The sequence below is a fragment of the Roseococcus pinisoli genome, from assembly GCF_018413645.1.
GTDB lineage: Bacteria > Pseudomonadota > Alphaproteobacteria > Acetobacterales > Acetobacteraceae > Roseococcus > Roseococcus pinisoli.
Genome location: NZ_JAHCDA010000001.1, coordinates 66,540 through 84,969, shown reverse-complemented (window position 1 = coordinate 84,969; position 18,430 = coordinate 66,540). Strand labels below are relative to the sequence as shown.

16 protein-coding genes are annotated in these 18,430 nt (G+C 71.2%); 5 read left to right on the top strand and 11 right to left on the bottom strand.

The window, feature by feature from the left end:
- The first annotated feature begins 152 nt into the window (after positions 1-152).
- The 4 genes from KHU32_RS00390 (at position 153) to KHU32_RS00375 (ending at position 3,632) form a co-directional block, all read left to right on the top strand.
- Positions 153-527: a YciI family protein gene (locus KHU32_RS00390; protein ID WP_213668080.1), complete on the top strand. Its 375-nt coding sequence runs from the start codon at positions 153-155 to the stop codon at positions 525-527.
- A complete protein-coding gene (locus KHU32_RS00385; RefSeq protein ID WP_213668079.1) occupies positions 524-1,762 on the top strand; it encodes an RNA polymerase sigma factor in 1,239 nt (412 codons plus the stop codon). The genes KHU32_RS00390 and KHU32_RS00385 overlap by 4 nt, the downstream gene beginning before the upstream one ends.
- Positions 1,763-1,838: 76 nt before the next feature.
- Entirely contained in the window at positions 1,839-2,249 is a 411-nt protein-coding gene (locus KHU32_RS00380) for a VOC family protein (protein ID WP_213668078.1), read from the top strand.
- A 78-nt stretch (positions 2,250-2,327) separates the two neighbouring features.
- Positions 2,328-3,632, top strand: a complete 1,305-nt coding sequence (locus KHU32_RS00375) for an NAD(P)/FAD-dependent oxidoreductase (protein WP_213668077.1) — start codon at positions 2,328-2,330, stop codon at positions 3,630-3,632.
- 37 nt (positions 3,633-3,669) lie between these two features.
- Here KHU32_RS00375 and KHU32_RS00370 read toward each other — a convergent pair whose 3' ends face one another.
- Positions 3,670-4,251, bottom strand: a complete 582-nt coding sequence (locus tag KHU32_RS00370; RefSeq protein WP_213668076.1) for an FMN-dependent NADH-azoreductase — start codon at positions 4,249-4,251, stop codon at positions 3,670-3,672.
- 90 nt (positions 4,252-4,341) lie between these two features.
- On the opposite strand from KHU32_RS00370, the gene KHU32_RS00365 reads away from it, so the two are divergent.
- On the top strand, positions 4,342-4,725 hold the full coding sequence (locus KHU32_RS00365; RefSeq protein ID WP_213668075.1) for a winged helix-turn-helix transcriptional regulator: 384 nt from the start codon (positions 4,342-4,344) through the stop codon (positions 4,723-4,725).
- 37 nt (positions 4,726-4,762) lie between these two features.
- Here KHU32_RS00365 and KHU32_RS00360 read toward each other — a convergent pair whose 3' ends face one another.
- The 10 genes from KHU32_RS00360 to KHU32_RS00315 form a co-directional block, all read right to left on the bottom strand.
- Entirely contained in the window at positions 4,763-7,855 is a 3,093-nt protein-coding gene (locus tag KHU32_RS00360) for an efflux RND transporter permease subunit (protein ID WP_213668074.1), read from the bottom strand.
- Between the two features lies 1 nt (position 7,856).
- Positions 7,857-11,054: an efflux RND transporter permease subunit gene (locus KHU32_RS00355; RefSeq protein ID WP_213668073.1), complete on the bottom strand. Its 3,198-nt coding sequence runs from the start codon at positions 11,052-11,054 to the stop codon at positions 7,857-7,859.
- Positions 11,051-12,550 (bottom strand): efflux RND transporter periplasmic adaptor subunit, encoded by a 1,500-nt coding sequence (locus KHU32_RS00350; protein ID WP_249680450.1) that lies wholly within the window; start codon positions 12,548-12,550, stop codon positions 11,051-11,053. The genes KHU32_RS00355 and KHU32_RS00350 overlap by 4 nt, the downstream gene beginning before the upstream one ends.
- A 17-nt stretch (positions 12,551-12,567) precedes the next feature.
- Complete coding sequence (locus KHU32_RS00345; protein WP_249680448.1) at positions 12,568-13,941, bottom strand: efflux transporter outer membrane subunit; 1,374 nt, start codon at positions 13,939-13,941, stop codon at positions 12,568-12,570.
- A 264-nt stretch (positions 13,942-14,205) separates the two neighbouring features.
- Positions 14,206-14,841, bottom strand: coding sequence for a pyridoxamine 5'-phosphate oxidase family protein (locus tag KHU32_RS00340; protein WP_213668071.1), 636 nt, complete (start codon positions 14,839-14,841; stop codon positions 14,206-14,208).
- Positions 14,842-14,992: 151 nt separating this feature from the next.
- Entirely contained in the window at positions 14,993-15,769 is a 777-nt protein-coding gene (locus KHU32_RS23240; RefSeq protein ID WP_213668070.1) for an energy transducer TonB family protein, read from the bottom strand.
- On the bottom strand, positions 15,766-16,191 hold the full coding sequence (exbD, locus tag KHU32_RS00330) for a TonB system transport protein ExbD (RefSeq protein WP_213668069.1): 426 nt from the start codon (positions 16,189-16,191) through the stop codon (positions 15,766-15,768). The genes KHU32_RS23240 and exbD overlap by 4 nt, the downstream gene beginning before the upstream one ends.
- Positions 16,192-16,196: 5 nt before the next feature.
- Positions 16,197-17,051, bottom strand: a complete 855-nt coding sequence (exbB, locus tag KHU32_RS00325; RefSeq protein ID WP_347265484.1) for a tonB-system energizer ExbB — start codon at positions 17,049-17,051, stop codon at positions 16,197-16,199.
- Positions 17,052-17,300: 249 nt separating this feature from the next.
- Complete coding sequence (locus KHU32_RS00320) at positions 17,301-17,831, bottom strand: AAA family ATPase (protein WP_213668068.1); 531 nt, start codon at positions 17,829-17,831, stop codon at positions 17,301-17,303.
- A gap of 52 nt (positions 17,832-17,883) precedes the next feature.
- Positions 17,884-18,285, bottom strand: coding sequence for a carboxymuconolactone decarboxylase family protein (locus KHU32_RS00315; protein ID WP_249680446.1), 402 nt, complete (start codon positions 18,283-18,285; stop codon positions 17,884-17,886).
- Positions 18,286-18,430: the final 145 nt, after the last annotated feature.

The window sequence follows — 18,430 nt, the reverse complement described above, 5'->3', positions numbered from 1 at the left end:
TGCCAATCCGCCCGGCCCCATTCTGAACCGCCACTAGGTCGGGCAGTGCCGCCCGGCCCAGGGCAAAAGGGCCGTCGACGCCTTATATTCACACGCCTGCTGTCGGCGCGCGGCGTCCCCGAACGTCTTGAAGCCGGGAGGTTCCTGTCACGATGCTCTACGCCATTCTCTGCTACGACTCCGAGGACGTGGTCTGGTCCTGGACCAAGGAGGAGGAGGCCGCCGCGATGGCGCGCCTCGGCGCCGTCCAGGAGAAGCTGGCGCAGCAGGGCCGCCTCGGCCCCGTCGCGCGGCTGCTGCCCACCACCTCCGCCACCACGCTGCGCAAGGGGGCGGTGCCGCTGGTCATCGACGGCCCCTTCGCCGAGACCAAGGAGCAGCTGCTCGGCTTCTACATCGTCGAATGCACGGATCTGGACCAGGCGCTGGAGACGGCGCGGGAGCTGGCGGCCGCGAGCTCCACCGCCGGCGCCTTCGAGATCCGCCCGCTGGCCCTCTTCCGCCCGGGTGGGGCCGTGGCGGGATGACCGACCTCGCCTGGATCGACGCCGCGCTGGTCTCCGCCCGTCCCAAGGTGGTGGGGGCGCTGCTGCGCCATTTCCGCGACCTGGACACGGCGCAGGAGGCCTTCCAGGAGGCGTCGCTCCGGGCCTTGCGGCACTGGCCGGCGAATGGCCCCCCCCGCGACGCCCCGGCCTGGCTCATCATGGTCGCCCGCAACGTCGCGATCGACGGCAAGCGCCGCCAGGCCCGCGAGGCGCCGCTGCCCGAGGAGGAGCATCTCTCCGACCTGGGCGACGCGGAGGCGCCCCTGGCCGAGCGGCTGGACGCGGCCGATTACCGTGACGACGTGCTGCGGCTGCTCTTCATCTGCTGCCATCCGGCGCTGACGCCCCCGCAGCAGATCCCGCTCGCGCTGCGCATCGTCTCGGGCGTGCCCCTGCGTGAGATCGCCCGCGCCTTTCTGGTGAGCGAGGCGGCGATGGAGCAGCGCATCACCCGCGCCAAGGCGCGCATCGCCGCCGCCGCACTGCCCTTCGAGACCCCGGGCGCCCTGGAGCGCGCGGAGCGCCTCCAGGCGGTCTCGGCCATGGTCTACCTCCTCTTCAACGAGGGCTATTCGGCCGGGGCCGATCCGGACCGCGCGGCCCTCGCGGCCGAGGCGATCCGCCTCGCGCGGCTGCTGCTGCGCCTCTTCCCCGCCGAGCCCGAGATCATGGGCCTGCTCGCGCTGTTCCTGCTCCAGCAGGCCCGGTGGGAGGCTCGCTTCGATGCCGAGGGCGCGACCGTCCTGCTCGAGGCGCAGGAGCGCGGCCGCTGGAACGGCGGCATGATCGCCGAGGGCCTCGCCCTCATCGACAAGGCCATGCGGCACCGCACGCCCGGCCCCTATCAGATCCAGGCGGCCATCGCGGCGCTGCACGCCCGCGCGGCACGGCCGGAGGAGACCGACTGGCCGCAGATCGACCTGCTCTATGCCGCGCTGGAGCGGCTGCAGCCCTCCCCGGTGGTCACGCTCAACCGCGCGGTCGCGGTGTCGAAGACGCGGGGCGCCGGGGCGGCGCTGGAGATGGTGGAGCCCCTGGCGGAGCGCCTCGCGGGCTACTTCCCGTTCCATGGCCTGCGGGGCGCGCTGCTCCGGGAGCTGGGCCGGGCCACGGAGGCGCGGGTCGCCTTCGGCCAGGCCATCGCGCTGGCGGGCACCGTGGCCGAGGCCGACCATATCCGGCGGCATCTCGACGAATTGCGCGGAAATTCCTGAGCCGGTGTCGGGCGGCGGCCTGGCCGCGCGTCCTCGGGTCAGGGGGAAATCCTACCCCGGGGATGGAGGAGACGAGATGATGGACGAAATGCCGAAGCTGCCGGAGGTCAAGGGCGGGGTCGTTCCCTATCTGATGGTCGATGGCGCGGTGAAGGCCGCGGAGTTCTACGGCAAGGCGCTGGGCGCCGAGACGGCGATGGTCATGCCGCCCGACGACAAGGGGCGGACCATGCATGTCCATATCTACGTCAATGGCGGGTCGATCATGATGGGCGACCCCTATCCCGAGCACGGCCAGGGGATGAAGGAGCGCTACGGAACCACCCTCCATCTGCAGGTGGCGGATGTGGACCGCTGGTGGAAGCGCGCGGTCGAGGGCGGGATGGAGATCACCATGCCGCTCGAGATGCAGTTCTGGGGCGAGCGGTACGGCCAGCTGCGGGACCCGTTCGGCGTGCTCTGGAGCATGTCCTCGCGCGCGGGCTGAGCCGCGGGGCGGAGGGAGACGGCGTCAAGACCTTTCCCTGCGCCCGCGCGGGTGCCATGTGAGACACGGAGGTGCCGCATGCATCGGACCGTGATCGTCGGCGGCGGTGCCGCCGGCCTTGAACTCGCCACCCGCCTGGGCAACCAGTATGGCCGCGACAACCGCGCCGCCATCACCCTCGTGGAGCGCGCCCGCACCCATCTGTGGAAGCCGCTGCTGCACGCGGTGGCGGCGGGCGCCATCGACCGCTCGCAGCACGAGCTCAACTACCTCGCCCAGGCGCACTGGCACCACTTCACCTACCGCTTCGGCGAGATGACCGGCCTCGACCGCGCGGCGCGGGAGATCGAGCTGGGCGCTACCCATGACGAGGAAGGGCGTGTCATCACGCCGGCGACGCGCCTCGGCTACGACACGCTGATCATGGCCGTCGGCAGCGTCACCAACGACTTCGGCACGCCGGGCGCGGCCGAGCACGCCATCCCGCTGGAGACGCCCGACCAGGCGGCGCGCTTCAACCGGCGCCTGATCAATGCCTGCCTGCGCGCCAATGCCCAGGAGGAGCCGGTGCGGCCGGGCCAGCTGCATGTCGCCATCATCGGCGCGGGGGCCACGGGCACCGAGCTGGCGGCCGAGCTGCACCGTACCGTGCGGGCGGTGGTGGCCTACGGCATGGACCACATCGTGCCGGAGCGCGACATCCGCATCACCCTGGTGGAGGCGGCGCCGCGCATCCTTCCGGCCCTGCCGGAGCGCATCGCCAACGAGACGTTGCGCCTGCTGCGCGAGATGGGGGTGGAGGTGCGGACGGGCACGCGCGTCGCCGAGGTGCGCGAGGACGGTCTCGTGCTCGCGGATGGCAGCGTCATGCCCTCGGAGCTCATCGTCTGGGCGGCGGGCGTGAAGGGGCCGGATTTCCTGCACGAGCTGGGCGGGCTGGAGACCAACCGCATCAACCAGCTCGTCGTGGAGCAGACGCTGCGGACCACGCGCGACCCCGCGATCTTCGCCATCGGCGATTGCGCCGCCTGCCCGCAGCCCGGCCGCGACCAGCCGGTGCCGCCGCGGGCGCAGGCGGCCCACCAGATGGCTTCGCACATGGTGGGCCAGATGGAGCGCATCCTGGGGGGGCGGCCGCTGGAACCCTTCGTCTATCGGGACTTCGGCTCGCTGGTCTCGCTCGGCGAATACAGCACCGTCGGCACGCTGATGGGCGGGCTGCTCGGCCGCAGCTTCTTCGTCGAAGGCCTCTTCGCGCGGCTGATGTACCGCTCGCTCTACCAGATGCATCTCTCGGCGCTGCACGGGAAGGCGCCGACGCTGTGGCGGAACTGGCTGTCGCTCTTCTCCAACCGTCCGGCGCCGACGGTGAAGCTGCACTGAGGGCGAGGGGGCTCGCCCCCTCGCGCACCCCTTTGGTTTAGGCCGCGCGGAGCAGCCCGGCCGCTTCCAACCCGCCCCGCAGCGCTTCCGCGCGCTGCTCCGCGCCCAGCGCGATGCCCTCCGCGACGATGAACTCCGGATCGGCGATGCCGACGAAGCCGAGGACGAGGCGCAGATAGGTCTCCGCATGCTCGGCCGCGGCGGCGGGCGTGCCGGCGCCGTAGAAGCCGCCGCGCGAGACCGCCACGATCACGCGCTTGCCGCCGGCCAGGCCCTCGGGGCCCTTCTCGGCGTAGCGGAAGGTCTTGCCGGCCACGAGGATACGGTCGAGCCAGGCCTTGAGCTGGGTGGGGATGGTGAAGTTGTACATGGGCGCGCCGATCACCACGATATCCGCGTCCAGGAACTCCTGAAGCGCCGCCTGGCTCTCGGCATCGGGCGTGCCGCCGAGGCCCAGGGCGGCCGGAAGCAGGTGCGGCAGGGGCGCGGCGGCGAGGTCGCGCGTCACGACCTCGAGGCCGGGCGTGGCCTGCCGCAGCCGCTCGACCGCCGCGGTCGAGATGGAGCGGCTGACGGAATTCTCGCCGAGGATGCTGGAATCGATATGGAGCAGTTTCATGGTGGATGTCCTGGTCAGGATTTGTGACTAGGTGCGGATATGGGACTGCTGCTAAACCACCAAGAACGCATAAATTCAGGACTTAGTCAGATGGATATGACCGCCCCCCGGCGCCCCAACCCGGCGCATGGGGATTGCAGCAAGGTGAGCCAGATCCTCGCGCGGGTCGGCGACAAATGGACCGTGCTGGTGGTGATGATGCTCGGCGGCGGCCCGAAGCGCTTCAACGAGATCCGGCGCAGCATCGAGGGCATCTCGCAGCAGATGCTGACGCGGACGCTGCGCGGGCTGGAGCGCGACGGCATGGTGACGCGCACCATCTACCCGACCATCCCACCGCAGGTGGAATACGAGCTGACGCCGCTCGGCCGCTCGCTGCTGGAGCCGGTGATGGCGCTGGGCAGTTGGGCGCAGGCGCATATCCCCAGCATCGACGCGGCGCGGGCCGAGTTCGACCGCCGCAAGGCCGGCTGAGCACCGTTCAGGCCCGCCTGGCCTGAACGATGCCGTGCTACTCCGCCGGCAGCGGCGGCGCCGCGATCCGCTGGCGCTTCCCGCCCGCGAGGCTCTCCAGCGCCAGGTACACGACCGGCGTCGTGTAGAGCGTCAGCAGCTGCGACAGTGCCAGCCCGCCGATGATGGCGATGCCGAGCGGCTGGCGCAGCTCGCTGCCCGGGCCCGTGCCAATCGCCAGCGGCACGGCACCGAGGAGGGCGGCGAGGGTGGTCATCAGGATCGGGCGGAAGCGCTCGCGGCAGGCTTCCAGGATGGCCTGCTCGCCCGGCTCGCCGCCCTCGCGCTCATGCTCCAGCGCGAAGTCCACCATCATGATCGCGTTCTTCTTCACGATGCCCATGAGCAGGATCACGCCGATCAGCGCGATGACCGTGAAGGGCGTGTCCGTAAGGATGAGCGCCAGCAGCGCGCCGATGCCCGCCGTGGGCAGGGTGGAGATGATGGTCAGCGGGTGGATCAGGCTCTCGTAGAGGATGCCGAGCACGAGATAGATGCTGACCAGGGCGGCGAGGATCAGCAGCGCCTGCCCGGTCTGGAAGGAGCGGAAGACGCGCGCATTGCCCGCGAACTCGCCGCGCACGGTGGGCGGCATGCCGATGTCGCGCTGCGCCTTCTCCACCAGCGCCGCCGCTTCGCCCAGCGCGATGCCGGGGGCGAGGTTGAAGGTGATGGTCGAAGCCGGGAACTGCCCCTGATGCATGATGGAGAGCGGCGCGGTGGAGCGTTCCAGGCGGGTGACGGCGCTGAGCGGGACCTGGCCGTTGGCGCCGGACACGTAGATGTCGTCGAGCTGGCGCGGATCCTCGGTCAGGCGCGGATCCACCTCCAGGATGACGCGATACTGGTTGCGCGTGCGATAGATCACGCTGACCTGGCGCTGCGAGAAGGCGTTGTTGAGGATCTGGTTGATGGCCTGGATGCTGATGCCGAGCCGCGAGGCCGCGTCGCGATCCACCACGAGGCGCGAGACGAGGCCCGCGCGCTCCTGGTCGGAGGAAACGTCGGCGAGCTGCGGCACGGTGCGGAGTTGGCGCACCAGCTTCTCCGACCAGTCCTCCAGCTCGTCGAGATTCGGCGCCAGCAGCGCGTACTGGAAGGAGGCGTTGCCGGCGCGGCCGCCCACATTGATGTCCTGGATGCCGCGCAGGAAGGTCTGCGTGCCGGGAAGGCGGTTGAGCGGCATGCGGAGCCGGTTGATCACCATGTCGGCATTGACGCCGGGGCGCTCGGATTGCGGCTTCAGCGAGATGAACATCCGCGCCATGCTGCCCGAGCCGCCGCTGCCGGCGCCCACCGAGACGCCGAGCGAGGCGACGGCCGGGTCGGCCAGGATGATGTCGACCGCCTGTTCCTGCAGCCGCATCATCGTCTGGAACGAGGTATCGGGCGCGGCGACGACGGCACCTGCGATCAGCCCCGTATCCTGCGACGGAAAGAAGTCCTTCGGCACGATGATGTAGAGCCAGACCGTGACGCCCACGAGGCTCACCGTCAGCAGCAGCATCAGGGCGCGGAAGCGGAGCACGACCTTCAGGCTCGACATGTAGCCCGCGATCATCCCGTCCATCATCCGCTCGAAGGTGCGGGCGAACCAGCCGGGCCGCCGGTCGGCCGAGGAGGTCAGGCGCGCCGCGATCATGGGCGTGACGGTGAGGGAGATGACGGCCGAGAAGGCGACGGCGACGGCCAGCGTGACCGAGAATTCGCGGAACATGCGCCCCACGATGCCCGGCATGAAGAGCAGCGGGATGAAGACCGCGATGAGCGAAAGTGTGATGGACACCACGGTGAAGCCGATCTGCCGCGCGCCCTCCAGCGCGGCCTCCATCTGGCCCATGCCCTTCTCGCGTAGCCGGGTCATGTTCTCGATCATGACGATGGCATCGTCCACGACGAAGCCGACGGAGATGGTCAGCGCCATCAGCGAGAGGTTGTCGAGCGAGTAGCCCAGCAGCCACATGACCGCGAGCGTGCCCAGCAGCGAGAGCGGGACCGAGACCGCGGCGGCGAAGACGGCCGCCTTGCGCCGGAGGAAGGCGGCCACCACCAGCACGACGAGGACGATCGAGATCAGGAGGGTGAACTGCACCTCGTCCACGCTCGCGCGGATGGTCTCGGACCGGTCGCGGATGGTGTGGATGTGCACGCCCGCCGGCAGCCAGCGCTGCAGGTCGGGCAGCAGTTGCTGGATCTGGTCCACCACCTCGATGACGTTGGCGTCCGGCTGCTTGTAGATCACGGCGATCACGGCCGGGCGGCCGTTGAAGCCGCCGCCCTGGCGCCGGTCCCGCGCGCCGAGCTCGACATTGGCGATGTGGGAGAGGCGCATGATCGCGCCGTCCTGCGCGCGCAGGATGAGGTTGCCGTAGTCCTCTGCCCGGTCCAGCCGGTCGTTGATCGAGATGGCGCCGCCCTGGGTCGTACCGTCGATGAGGCCGGTGGGTTGGGTGACGTTGGCGGCGGCGACGGTGCTGCGCACGGTCTCCAGCGAGATGCCCGCCGAGGCCGCCGCCATCGGGTCCACCTGGATGCGCACGGCCGGCTGCTCGGCGCCGCTGACATTCACCTGCGCGACGCCGTCGATCCGCGCGATGCGGGGCGAGATGATGCTGTCCACCGCGTCGTAGACCGCGCCCGGGGCCAGCGTGTCCGAGGTGATGGCGAGGATGAGGATGGGCGCGTCGGCCGGGTTGGCCTTGCGGAAGCTCGGCGGGTTCGGCAGGCCGGCGGGCAGGTCGGTCCCGGCAGCGTTGATCGCGGCCATGACGTCCTTCGCCGCGTCGCTCACGGAACGGCCAAGATCGAACTGCACGACGATCGCGGTGCTGCCGAGCGAGGAGCGGGACGTCATCTCCGACACGCCGGCGATCGCGCCCAGACGGCGCTCCAGCGGTGCCGCGACCGAGGAGGCCATGACCGCCGGGTCTGCGCCGGGCTGGCTGGCCGTGACCACGATGGTGGGCAGGTCGATGCGCGGCAGCGGCGCCACCGGCAGGCCGAAATAGGCGACCATGCCAGCCAGGGCGAGGCCCACCGCCATCATCACCGTGGCGATGGGGCGGCGGATGAAGGGCGCGGAGATCGACATCCTATTCCGCCGGCGCGCGCGGCGCGCCCGGTGCCGGGAGCTCGTCGGGCCGGCCGCCCAGGCGGGTGCGCAGCTGCTCCAGCGCCAGGTAGATGACGGGCGTGGTGTAGAGCGTGATGACCTGGCTCAGCAGCAGGCCGCCGATGACCGACACGCCAAGCGGGATGCGCAGCTCGCTGCCCGGGCCGCTGCCGATCACCAGCGGCACCGCGCCCAGAAGGGCCGCCATGGTCGTCATCATGATGGGGCGGAAGCGCAGCACGCTGGCCTCGTAGATGGCCTCCCGCGGGGGCAGCCCGTGGTCGCGCTGCGCCTCCAGCGCGAAGTCGATCATCATGATCGCGTTCTTCTTCACGATGCCCATCAGCAGCACGATGCCGATGAGCCCCACGACCGAGAGGTCGAGCCCCATCATCCAGAGCGCCAGCAGCGCGCCGATGCCGGCCGAGGGCAGCGTGGAGAGGATGGTGATCGGATGGATCACGCTCTCGTAGAGGATGCCCAGCACCAGGTAGATCACGACCACCGCGGCCAGGATCAGATAGGGGGCGGAGGCCAGCGAGGTCGTGAACTCGGCCGCGTCGCCCGAGAATTCGCCCGTGATGGTGTCGGGCAGGCCCATGGCGCGCTCGATGCGCTGGATCTCGCTGACGGCCTCGCTCAGGGAATAGCCGGGCGCCAGGTCAAAGCCGATGGTGACGGCGGGGAACTGGTCCTGCCGCGTCACGGTCAGCGGGCCGGGGCGGCGGCTGATGGTGGCGATGGCGCTGAGCGGCACCTGGTAGTTGCCGCTGCCGCTGGCGGAAGTCGCCGAGATGGTCGCGCCCAAGGTCACCTGCGTGGCGCCCGTGCTGCCGCCCTGACCGCTGGAGTTGCCGGGAACGCGCAGCATGCCGATCAGCGAGGGATCGTCGCGGATCTCGGGCGTCGCCTCGAGCACCACCCGGTACTGGTTGGACTGCGCGTAGATGGTGGAGACCTGCCGCTGGCCGAAGGCGTCGTAGAGCACGTCGTCGATGGCCTGGACCGTGACGCCGAGCTGCGCCGCGCGGTCGCGGTCGATCTCGACATGGACGCGCAGCCCGCCATCGCGCTGGTCGGTGGTCAGATGGCGCAGCGCCGGCGCTTCGGCCAGGCGCTGCAGGAGCCGCGGCGCCCATTGGCGCAGCTGCACCGGGTCGGAATCCGTGAGGGTATAGAGGTACTGCGTGCTGGCGGCCCGTGCCCCGATCTGGATGTCCTGGACGGACTGGATGCGCGTGTCGACGCCGACGATGGCAGCCAGCCGCGGCGCCAGCCGCTCCGAGATCTGCTGCGCATTGGCGCTGCGGTCGGCGCGGGGCTTCAGGATGGCGGTGATGCGGCCGGAATTCGCGGCCGTGTTCACGGTGCCCGCGCCCGCGACGGAGGTGACCCCCACCACGTCCGGATCCTGCTGCACTGCCGCCGCCACCTGCTGCTGCAGCTCGACGATCCGGGCGAAGGAGGCGTCCTCCGGCCCCTCGGTCGTGATGACCAGCAGGCCGGTATCCTGCGCGGGGAGGAAGCCCTTGGGCATGACGATGTAGAGACCGACCGTGCCCGCGATGGTCGCGGCCGTGAGGGCCAGCATCAGCCCCTCATGGCGCAGCACCCAGCGCAGGCTGGAGGCGTAGTGGTGGCGCATCCAGTCGAAGCCGCGCTCGAACTGGCGGGAGACCCAGCCGGGCTTGTCCTCGCCGCGCGGGCGCAGCATGCGGCCGGTCATCATCGGCGTCAGCGTCAGCGACACGAACATCGAGACGACGACCGCGATGGTCAGCGTCAGCGCGAATTCGCGGAACAGCCGGCCCACGACGCCGGACATGAACAGCAGCGGGATGAAGACCGCGACCAGCGAGACCGTCAGCGAGACGATGGTGAAGCCGATCTGCTTCGCGCCCTTATAGGCGGCGGCAAGGGGGGATTCGCCCTCCTCGATCAGGCGCACGATGTTCTCGATCATCACGATCGCGTCGTCGACGACGAAGCCCGTCGCGATGGTGAGCGCCATCAGCGAGAGGTTGTCCATCGAGAAGCCGCAGAGCGACATCACGCCGAAGGTGCCGATGATGGAGAGCGGCAGGGCCACGCCGGGCACGACGGTCGCGCGCGCGGAGCGCAGGAAGAGGTAGATCACCGCCACCACCAGCACGACCGAGAGCACGAGGGTGAACTGCACCTCGTGCACCGAGGCGCGGATGGTCTCCGTCCGGTCGGCGACGACGGTCAGGGTGATGCCCCCGGGCAGCGCGCCCTGCATCTGCTCGAGCTGGTCGCGCACGCGGTCGACCGTCTCGACGATATTGGCGCCCGGCTGGCGCTGCACGTCGATGAGCACGGCGCGCTGGCCGTTGAACCAGGCGGCGTTGAGGGTGTTCTCCAGCCCGTCCACAGCGGCGCCGACGTCGGAGATGCGCACCGGCGCGCCGTTGCGCCAGGCGACCACGAGGTTGTTGAAGCCGGCGGCGGTGGTGATCTGGTCGTTGGCCATCACCGTCGAGGCCTGGTGCGGCCCGTCGAGCGAGCCCTTGGGACCGGCCTGGTTGGCGCCGATGATGGTGCTGCGGATATCCTCGAGCGAGAGGCCATAGGCGGCGAGCCGGCGCGGATCGGCCTGGACGCGGATGGCCGGGCGCATGTTGCCCTGCACGGTCACGCGGCCGACGCCGGTCACCTGCGACAGGCGCTGGGCGAGCAGCGAATCCGCGGAATCCGAGACGCGGTAGATGGGGATGGAATCCGAGGTCAGCGCCAGCGTCATGATCGGCGGATCGGCCGGGTTCACCTTCGCGTAGGTCGGCGGGTAGGGCAGGTTCTGCGGCAGCGTGCCGCGCGCGGCGTTGATCGCGGCCTGCACGTCCTGCGCGGCGTCGTCGATGTTGCGGCCGAGGTTGAACTGCAGGGTGATGCGGCTGACGCCCGGCCCGCTGACCGAGCTGATCGAGGTCAGGCCGGAGATCTGGTTGAGCTGCCGCTCGAGCGAGGCCGCGATCTGCAGGGAGATCGTCTCGGCCGAGGCGCCGGGCAGCTGGGTCGACACTTCGATGGTCGGGAAATCCACCTCCGGAAGGGCGGAGACGGGGAGCTTGAGATAGCCGAAGAGGCCGGCCAGCAGCACCGCCACCGCGAGGAGCGAGGTGGCGATGGGCCGGGTGATGAAGGGGGCGGAGACGTTCACGGTGCGCCGGCGGGGCTCGCCGCGGCCGGGCGCTGCCCGGCTGTCCCGGCGGCGGGCGGACCCGACGGCCGGATGTCACCGGGCGCGGCGCCACGGGGGCCGCGCGGCGCCTCGCCGGAAGCCGCCCCCGCATTGGGAGCACCGCGCCCCGCGCCGTCCCCGCCACGCCCGCCGGGACCACCTTGGCGCCGCGTGCGGGTGGGCGGCACATAGGCCGGCACCACGGGCTCGATCACCTGGACCTCGGCGCCGGCATTCAGGCGCAGCGCGCCGGAGGTCACCACGCGCTCATCCGGCTGGATGCCCCGCGTCACTACCGCGTCGGTCGCGTTGATGAAGCCGGTCGCGATCGGCCTCTGCTCGACGGTGTTGTCGGCCTTGAGCACGAAGGCATAGGGGCCGTCGGGGCCGCGCTGCACCGCGACCAGTGGAATGGTCGTGGCCTGGCGGATGGTCGCCACCAGCATGCGCACGTTCACGAAGGCGCCGGGCCAGAGGTCGCGGTTCGGGTTGGGGAAGGTGGCCTTCAGCTTGATGGTGCCGGTGGTCTGGTCCACCTGGTTGTCGGGCGTCAGCAGCGTGCCCGTCGCGCGCGTCGAGCCATCGGCCGCGACCACCAGCACCTGCACGGGGCCTTCGCGCATGGCGGTGACGATGCGCGGCAGGTCCTGCTGCGGCAGGGTGAAGAGCACGCTGATCGGGTCGACCTGCGTCACGACCACGAGGCCGGTGGCGTCGCCCGAGCGCACGAGATTGCCCTGGTCCACCTGGCGCAGGCCCACGCGCCCATCCACCGGGGAGCGGATGGTCGTGAAGTCGAGCTGCGTGCGCGCCGTGTCGATGGCGGCCTGGTCGGCCTGCAGCTGCGCCTCGTTCTGCGCGACGAGGGCGCGCTGCGTGTCGAGCTGCTGGCGCGAGGCGCCGTTGCTGCGCGAAAGGTCGACATAGCGCTGCAGGTCGAGCCGCGAATTGGCCAGCACCGCCTGGTCCTGGGCCAGCTTCGCCTCGGCCTGGGCGAGGGCGGCGGCATAGGTGCGCTGGTCGATGCGGGCCAGCACGTCGCCGCGGCGGACCTCCTGGCCCTCGGTGAAGGCGACCTCCACCAGGATGCCGTCCACCTGCGAGCGCACGGTGATGGTGTTGAGCGCCTGGACGGTGCCCAGCGCGTCGAGCATCACGGGCAGGTCCCGCAGCGCGGCCGGCGCCACCGTCACGGGGACGGCCAGACCGCCGCCGAAACGGCCGCGACCGCCGGGACCGCCCGGCCCGCCCTGGGTGGGCTGGCCCGAGAACTTCGCCGAGAGCTGCGGCCAGTAGTGCCAGATCGCACCGCCGCCCGCGCCGAGCGCGGCAAGCAGGATGAGCCGGCCCAGCCAGCGGCGGCGCCGGGCCGGCGGCTCAGGCTCCGGGGCGCTCGGCGGCGGCGGCAGGGCAAGGCGCTCCGCGGGCGGGGGCAGCGCCTTGGTCTGTTCCATCGGAAGGGATGTGTCGGGCATATGCGTTTCCCTCGGCCTCAGGACCATCCGCCGCCGAGCGCGCGGAACAATCCGACCGCCGCCTGGAGCTTCAGGAGCCGCACCTGCGCGAGTTGGTTGCGGGCATTGAACAAGGTCTGCTGCGTGTTCAGCACGGTGATGAGGTCGATGGTGCCGGCGCGAAGCTGGGCGTCGGAGATCGCATAGGCGCGTTCGGCGCTGCGGGTGGCCGCCGCCTGCAGCGCTTCCTGATCCGTCGTCTCGCGCAGCGCCACGATCGCGCTTTCCACATCCACCAGCGCGGCGACGATCGCCTGCCGGTAGTTCTCGAGGATCTCCTCGGCCTGAGCCTGGGTCAGGCGATACTGTGCCCGGAGCTGACCCAGCTGAAAGATGGGTTGCGTCAGCCCCGATGCCAGGGAGTAGAGCACCGAGCCGGGGCGGAGCAGGTTCTCCAGCGCCAGGTTCTGGAAGCCGCCGCTCGCCGTGAGGGTGATGGACGGGAACATCGCCGCGCGTGCCTGCTCGACGCTGGCCTGCGCCGCGGCCAGCGTGGCCTCGGCCTGCCAGACGTCGGGGCGCCGCTGGAGCACGTCGGCCGGCAGGCCCGGGCTGGCGGGCGGGATGCGGATATCGGCCAGGGCCATCTGCGGCCGCACCACCCGCTCCGGCGTCTGGCCGGTGAGCGTTCCCAGCGAATAGGTGTTCTGGTCGATGGACTGCCGCAGCGGCGGGATGGCGGCGCGCTGCTGCTCCACCAGCGTCTGCTGCTGCGCGATGTCGAGGCCGGTATTGGTGCCGGCCGCGAGCCGCTGCTGCAGCAGGTTCAGGATGCGCTGCGCCGCCTCCAGGTTGGACTGCTGGATGGCGAGCTGCTCGCGCGAGGCCAGGACCTGGAAATAGGCATTGGCGACGGAGGCTTCCGTCGTGAGCGTGACGGCACCGACGTCGAAGCGGTTGGCGCGGGCCGTCTGCTCCGCGGCGACCACGCCCGCGCGGTTCTTGCCCCAGAAGTCGATCTCGTAGCTGGCCTGCAGCCCGGTCTGGAACAGCTCGCGCTGGGTGAAGCGGCTGCGGGCGGCATTGCCGATATTCACCGCCGTGGCCGTGGAGATGGGTGTCTGGGTGCGGGTGGCGCTGGCCGTCAGGTTGCCGGTGGGCAGCAGCGACTGGCCGGCGATGCGCACCTGCGCATCGGCCTGGCGGACGCGCGAGATGGCGGCGCGGATGTCGAAATTGGCCACCACGGCCTGCTGCATCAGCGCGTCCAGCTCCGGCGAGCCGAAACCCCGCCACCAGAGGGGATCGGGCCAGTTGGCGGGCTCGCCGGTCGCGGAGGCGAGCTGCGGGGGCAGGTCGATGCCGGAGGCCGGATTGGGCCGGAACGTCGAGCAACCGGCGAGCGGGAGCAACGCGAACGCCAGGGCGGATCGACGGGAAGAGGAACGGAACGACATCACGGGGCCCTGTATGGCGGGTTCAGGCGTAAGCCGCAGCTATTGTTACCCTTTGCAAATCTTACCAACAAAGGCGTCACCTCCGCTCTCCGCCCCAAGCGGGCAGCGCATCCCCGGCCGGCGCGAAGGCCGCGCGGCACAGCGTCTCATCAAGGCCCAGGAACCCGGCGGTCCTGTGGCGGTTGCCGGCCCATTCCGGGCGCGATCCGGCGGCTTCGGTCATGGTCGCGGCGGCTCGCGGCTGCCGACCACGGCGCGATGCGCGTCGTCCTGCGGCAGGGCGTCGCGGATATAGTCGCGGGCCTTCCAGGCGGGCGGGGGCGGCGCGTGGCCGGGCGCCGGCGGGTGCGGGCTGGGCGTGACCAGCCGCATCTCCGGGATGTAGCGGGGGCAATTGGGATAGACGTAGTCGGCCTCGAAGCGGATCACCGACTTGATGCCGGCCGCCGCGCCGCCGTGCCGCGCCAGCGCTTCCGGGTCGCGCAGCAGCGTCGCCTCGCCCGTCAGCCGCGTGCGGTTGGCCGTGGCGTCGAAGCGGATGAAGAGCAGGCCGATCCTCGGGCTGCGCAGGATGTTGCCGGCGGTGCGGTACATCGAGTTGCCGTCGTATTCCGGCCATTCCAGCGCCGAGGGGCCGGCCACCTTCACGAAGCCGGGCGCGCCGCCGCGGAAGCTGCAATCCACGGCCTCGCCATGCGCGGTGGCGATGAAGAAGAAGGGCACGGAGGTGAAGAGCTCGATCTCCTCCGGCCAGAATTCGCGATGCTTGCGCCGGCTCTCCAGCGCATCGGCGACGCGGCGGCCGTCGAAGGCGTCCTGCAGCTCGCGCATGCCGTCATGGTACATGGAACTCATCGGTGCCCCTCCGTTTGATGGGCGGCAGCCTACATGGGGCGGCCGCGGCTTCGCGCAGGTTTTGGCCTGGCAGGGGGAAGGGACGCCGGGGCGGCTCGGGCCCGGACCACCACCCGCTTTCGCGGGCAGGATCCGGGCCGAGGCCCGCCGGTCAGCGCAGGGAGAAGCGGACCGGGACGGTGAGGCTGAGCGGGTTTCCGGCCACGTCGTCCGGCGGCGCGGGCAGCGGCGAGGCGCGCCGCGCCAACTCCAGCGTCTCCTGGTCCAGCGACGGGTAGCCGGAGCTCCGCGCGATGCGCGCGCTCAGCACATTGCCTTCGCGATCCATCGAGAAATTCAGATGGACCACGCCCTCCTCGCGCCGGGAGCGCGAGATCTCGGGATAGCGCCGCAGGGATTGCAGCCGCGCCATGAGCCGGCCCTGCCAGCTCACGATGCCGCCGCTGCCGCCGCGATGGGCGGGCGCGGTGCCGGGGGCAGCCGGCGCCGCCACGGGGGCAGGCGCGGTCGGCTCCTCGGCAGGCGCCGCCTGGCTATGGACGGGCTGCGGCGTGGGTGGCCGGGGCCGGGGCGGCCGCCGCTGGGGCGGGGGTGGCGTGGGCGGCGGGGGCGGGGTGGGCAGCACCACTTCCGGCTCGACGACGGGCGGCGGCGGCTCCGGCGGAGGCGGTGGCTCTTCGTATTGCGGGGGCGGCGGGGCGGCGTTGGCCTGCTCGGGCTCGGGCGCGGATTCCTCGGCCGGCGGTGCGGGGGACAGATCGATCATGATCGCCTCCGCCGCCGAGGGGCGGCTTACCGGCACATGATAGGTCAGCATGCCGGCCGCGGCGGCGCCATGCAGGCCGACCACCACCACCAGCGCGGCGGTCCAGCGCGGCCGCGTGTCGCCGGGGCCCACGCCGCTCCAGGAGAGGCCGGCCGTGCTCACGGGTTCTGGCTCGCGTCCAGGCCCACGAGCGCGAGCTTCAGATAGCCCGCGGCGCGCAGCAGGTTCATCGCCTCGGTCAGCTCGCCATAGGGCACGGTCGTGTCGGCGCGCAGGAAGACCCGCTGCTCGCGATCATTGCCGGAGGCCAGGTCGAGCGCGGCGCGCAGCCCCTCGCGCGCGACGGCATTCTCGCCTAGGGCGAGGGTGAGGTCCGAGCGCAGGGTCAGGAAGATCGGCTTGTCCGGCCGCGGCTGCTGCGTGGCCGTGCTGGAGGGCAGGTCCACCGGCACGTCCACGGTGGCGAGCGGCGCCGCCACCATGAAGACGATGAGCAGCACGAGCACGACGTCGATGAAGGGCGTGACGTTGATGTCATGGGTCTCGACGAGATCGTCGTCGCCGCCCCCGAGCTGGAATGCCATCAGGCTTACTCCGCCACCATCCGCAGCTGCGCGCGGTTCGGGTGATCGAGATCGCGGGAGAGCAGGCGCATCGTCTCGGCGACGGAGTCGGAGAGCAGCGCCTTGTGCGCGGTGATGGCGCGGGCGAAGGCATTGTAGAGGATGACGGCCGGGATGGCGGCGACCAGGCCGATGCCGGTGGCCAGCAGCGCCTCGGCGATGCCCGGCGCCACGATGGCCAGATTGGTCGTCTGGGCGCGCGAGATACCGATGAAGCTGTTCATGATGCCCCAGACCGTGCCGAAGAGGCCGACGAAGGGCGCCACCGAGCCGATGGAGGCGAGCAGGCCGGTCCCGCGCGAGAGGCGGCGGCCGGCATTGGCGACGATGCGCTCCAGCCGCCAGCCCACGCGCTCCTGCACGGCCTCGCGCTGGGCGCCGTCGCTGGTGGCGAGCTCGGCCGCGGCGGTGCGGGCAAGGGCGGCGGCAGCGCCCGGCTTGCCGGCCAGGCCGCGCGCGGCCTCGCCGAGGTTGAGGGCGCCGGCCAGGATGCCCAGGCCCTCACGCGCACGGCGGTTGGCGCCCATCAGCTCGAAGGTCTTGGCCAGTGCCACGGTCCAGGTCAGCACCGAGGCGAGGACGAGGCCGCCCATCACCGACTGAACGATGATGTCCGCATGCGCGACCATGCCCCAGGGCGAAAGGTCGTGCGGCAGGATGGCCGGCAGCGCGGCCGGGGCCGCGGCCAGCGGCGGGGCAGCGGCCGCAGCCGCGTCGGCGGGCGCGCCGGTCGCCGCGGGGTCGCCCTGCGCATGCGCCTGGGCGGCGAGAAGGAAAAGTCCCGCCGGGGCGAGGAGGGAGGAGAGGGGGCGCTTGAGCACGGCAGTCACTTTCCTGAGCTGGCCTTGTCCGCAGCGGGCAGCGGCCCAGCATCGCCGGGGTGGAAGTCGGACGGGCGGGCGATCGATACCGACATGTCCCCGGCGAGCCTTCCAGGGCTTTGGCGCTGCGCGCGGGGCATCTTGGGGGCTTCTCTGTGGGTTGTGCGTTGCACTAGGGCAATTGCGACGCGTTCGCAATATGAAGGTGCATGGCAAATTGGTCAGGCCAGGGTTGCGGAGATCGGCCGTCTAGCTTGGGAAGGTCGTGCTTCCGAGGGCGGCGACACACCGCTCCACGAGCTCCTCTGGCGGAGCGGCGGCCGTGTCCAGGCGCAGGTGCTCGCCCTCCCAGGGGGCGAATTCCCGGCGGATGACGTCGTCCCAGCTGGGCAGGACATGGCCGGCGATATCGGCCGTGCGGGTCTCGACCCGGCGGCGGTGCTCGGCGGGGTCTCCGCAGATAAGGAGGATGTCGATCAGGTGGGCGCCCGTGCGGTCGGCGATGCCGCGCCAGGCCGTGCGGCTCTCCCGCACCGGATTGACGCAGTCGACCACGACCGTGAGGCCGTGCCGGAGATTGGCCTCGGCCATCGCATTGGCGGCCGCGTAGCCGGCGGGGCCAATCTTCTCGGCTCCGGCCGCCTTCATGGCCTGCTCGATGGCGTCGATCCGCAGGTAGACCGCGCCCAGCCGGGCCGCGAGGCTCCGCGAGACGGTCGTCTTGCCGGTGCCCGGCAGGCCGCTGAAGACGACGAGGCGGGGGCGGGGAGGCGGGGCCATCCGGGCAGGGTGTCGCGCCCGGAGGGCCCTGGGAAGGGGCCCTCGCGCCGGGTCAGGCGGGAAGCGCGCCCTGCTCCTTCAGCACCTGCTCGGCCAGGCGCAGCGCGTCGATCGCCGCCGGGAAGCCGCAATAGGCGACGGCGTGGGTGAAGACCTCGCTGATCTCCTCTGCCGTACAGCCGTTGTTCAGCGCCGCGACGAGGTGGATCCGCAGCTCATGCGGATGGTTCAGGGCGCAGATCATGGCCAGGGTGATGAGGCTGCGCTGCTTGCGATCGAGGCCCGGCCGCGTCCAGAGCGTGGCATAGGCCATCTCCTCCGACAGCGCGCGGACGGCGGCGTTGAAGGGGTTGGTGCTGCGGTCCCGGGCCTCGGTGTATTCCGCGCCGAGGATCTCGCGCATCTCAGCGCGGCCCTTTCCGCGCAGGGCTTCGTGCGCGGCTGACTGGTCCATGGCTTCTCTCCCGTGTTGTTTCCGGGAGCCTAGGAGCTAACGGCGGCTCCTTCCAAGGGAGGGCCCGTCCCTTGCGGGAAGCGGCGGCAGGACCGAAGCTCCGCGCGGAGCCCGTCCCAAAGTCTTGCCTGAAACGGCAGAGAGG

Excerpts from the sequence above, each read along its gene's own strand:
- KHU32_RS00390 (WP_213668080.1), top strand. The coding sequence starts at position 153 with ATGCTCTACGCCATTCTCTGCTACGACTCCGAGGACGTGGTCTGGTCC.
- KHU32_RS00385 (WP_213668079.1), top strand. The coding sequence starts at position 524 with ATGACCGACCTCGCCTGGATCGACGCCGCGCTGGTCTCCGCCCGTCCC.
- KHU32_RS00380 (WP_213668078.1), top strand. The coding sequence starts at position 1,839 with ATGATGGACGAAATGCCGAAGCTGCCGGAGGTCAAGGGCGGGGTCGTT.
- KHU32_RS00375 (WP_213668077.1), top strand. The coding sequence starts at position 2,328 with ATGCATCGGACCGTGATCGTCGGCGGCGGTGCCGCCGGCCTTGAACTC.
- KHU32_RS00370 (WP_213668076.1), bottom strand. The coding sequence starts at position 4,251 with ATGAAACTGCTCCATATCGATTCCAGCATCCTCGGCGAGAATTCCGTC.
- KHU32_RS00365 (WP_213668075.1), top strand. The coding sequence starts at position 4,342 with ATGGATATGACCGCCCCCCGGCGCCCCAACCCGGCGCATGGGGATTGC.
- KHU32_RS00360 (WP_213668074.1), bottom strand. The coding sequence starts at position 7,855 with ATGTCGATCTCCGCGCCCTTCATCCGCCGCCCCATCGCCACGGTGATG.
- KHU32_RS00350 (WP_249680450.1), bottom strand. The coding sequence starts at position 12,550 with ATGCCCGACACATCCCTTCCGATGGAACAGACCAAGGCGCTGCCCCCG.
- KHU32_RS00340 (WP_213668071.1), bottom strand. The coding sequence starts at position 14,841 with ATGAGTTCCATGTACCATGACGGCATGCGCGAGCTGCAGGACGCCTTC.
- exbD (WP_213668069.1), bottom strand. The coding sequence starts at position 16,191 with ATGGCATTCCAGCTCGGGGGCGGCGACGACGATCTCGTCGAGACCCAT.
- KHU32_RS00320 (WP_213668068.1), bottom strand. The coding sequence starts at position 17,831 with ATGGCCCCGCCTCCCCGCCCCCGCCTCGTCGTCTTCAGCGGCCTGCCG.
- KHU32_RS00315 (WP_249680446.1), bottom strand. The coding sequence starts at position 18,285 with ATGGACCAGTCAGCCGCGCACGAAGCCCTGCGCGGAAAGGGCCGCGCT.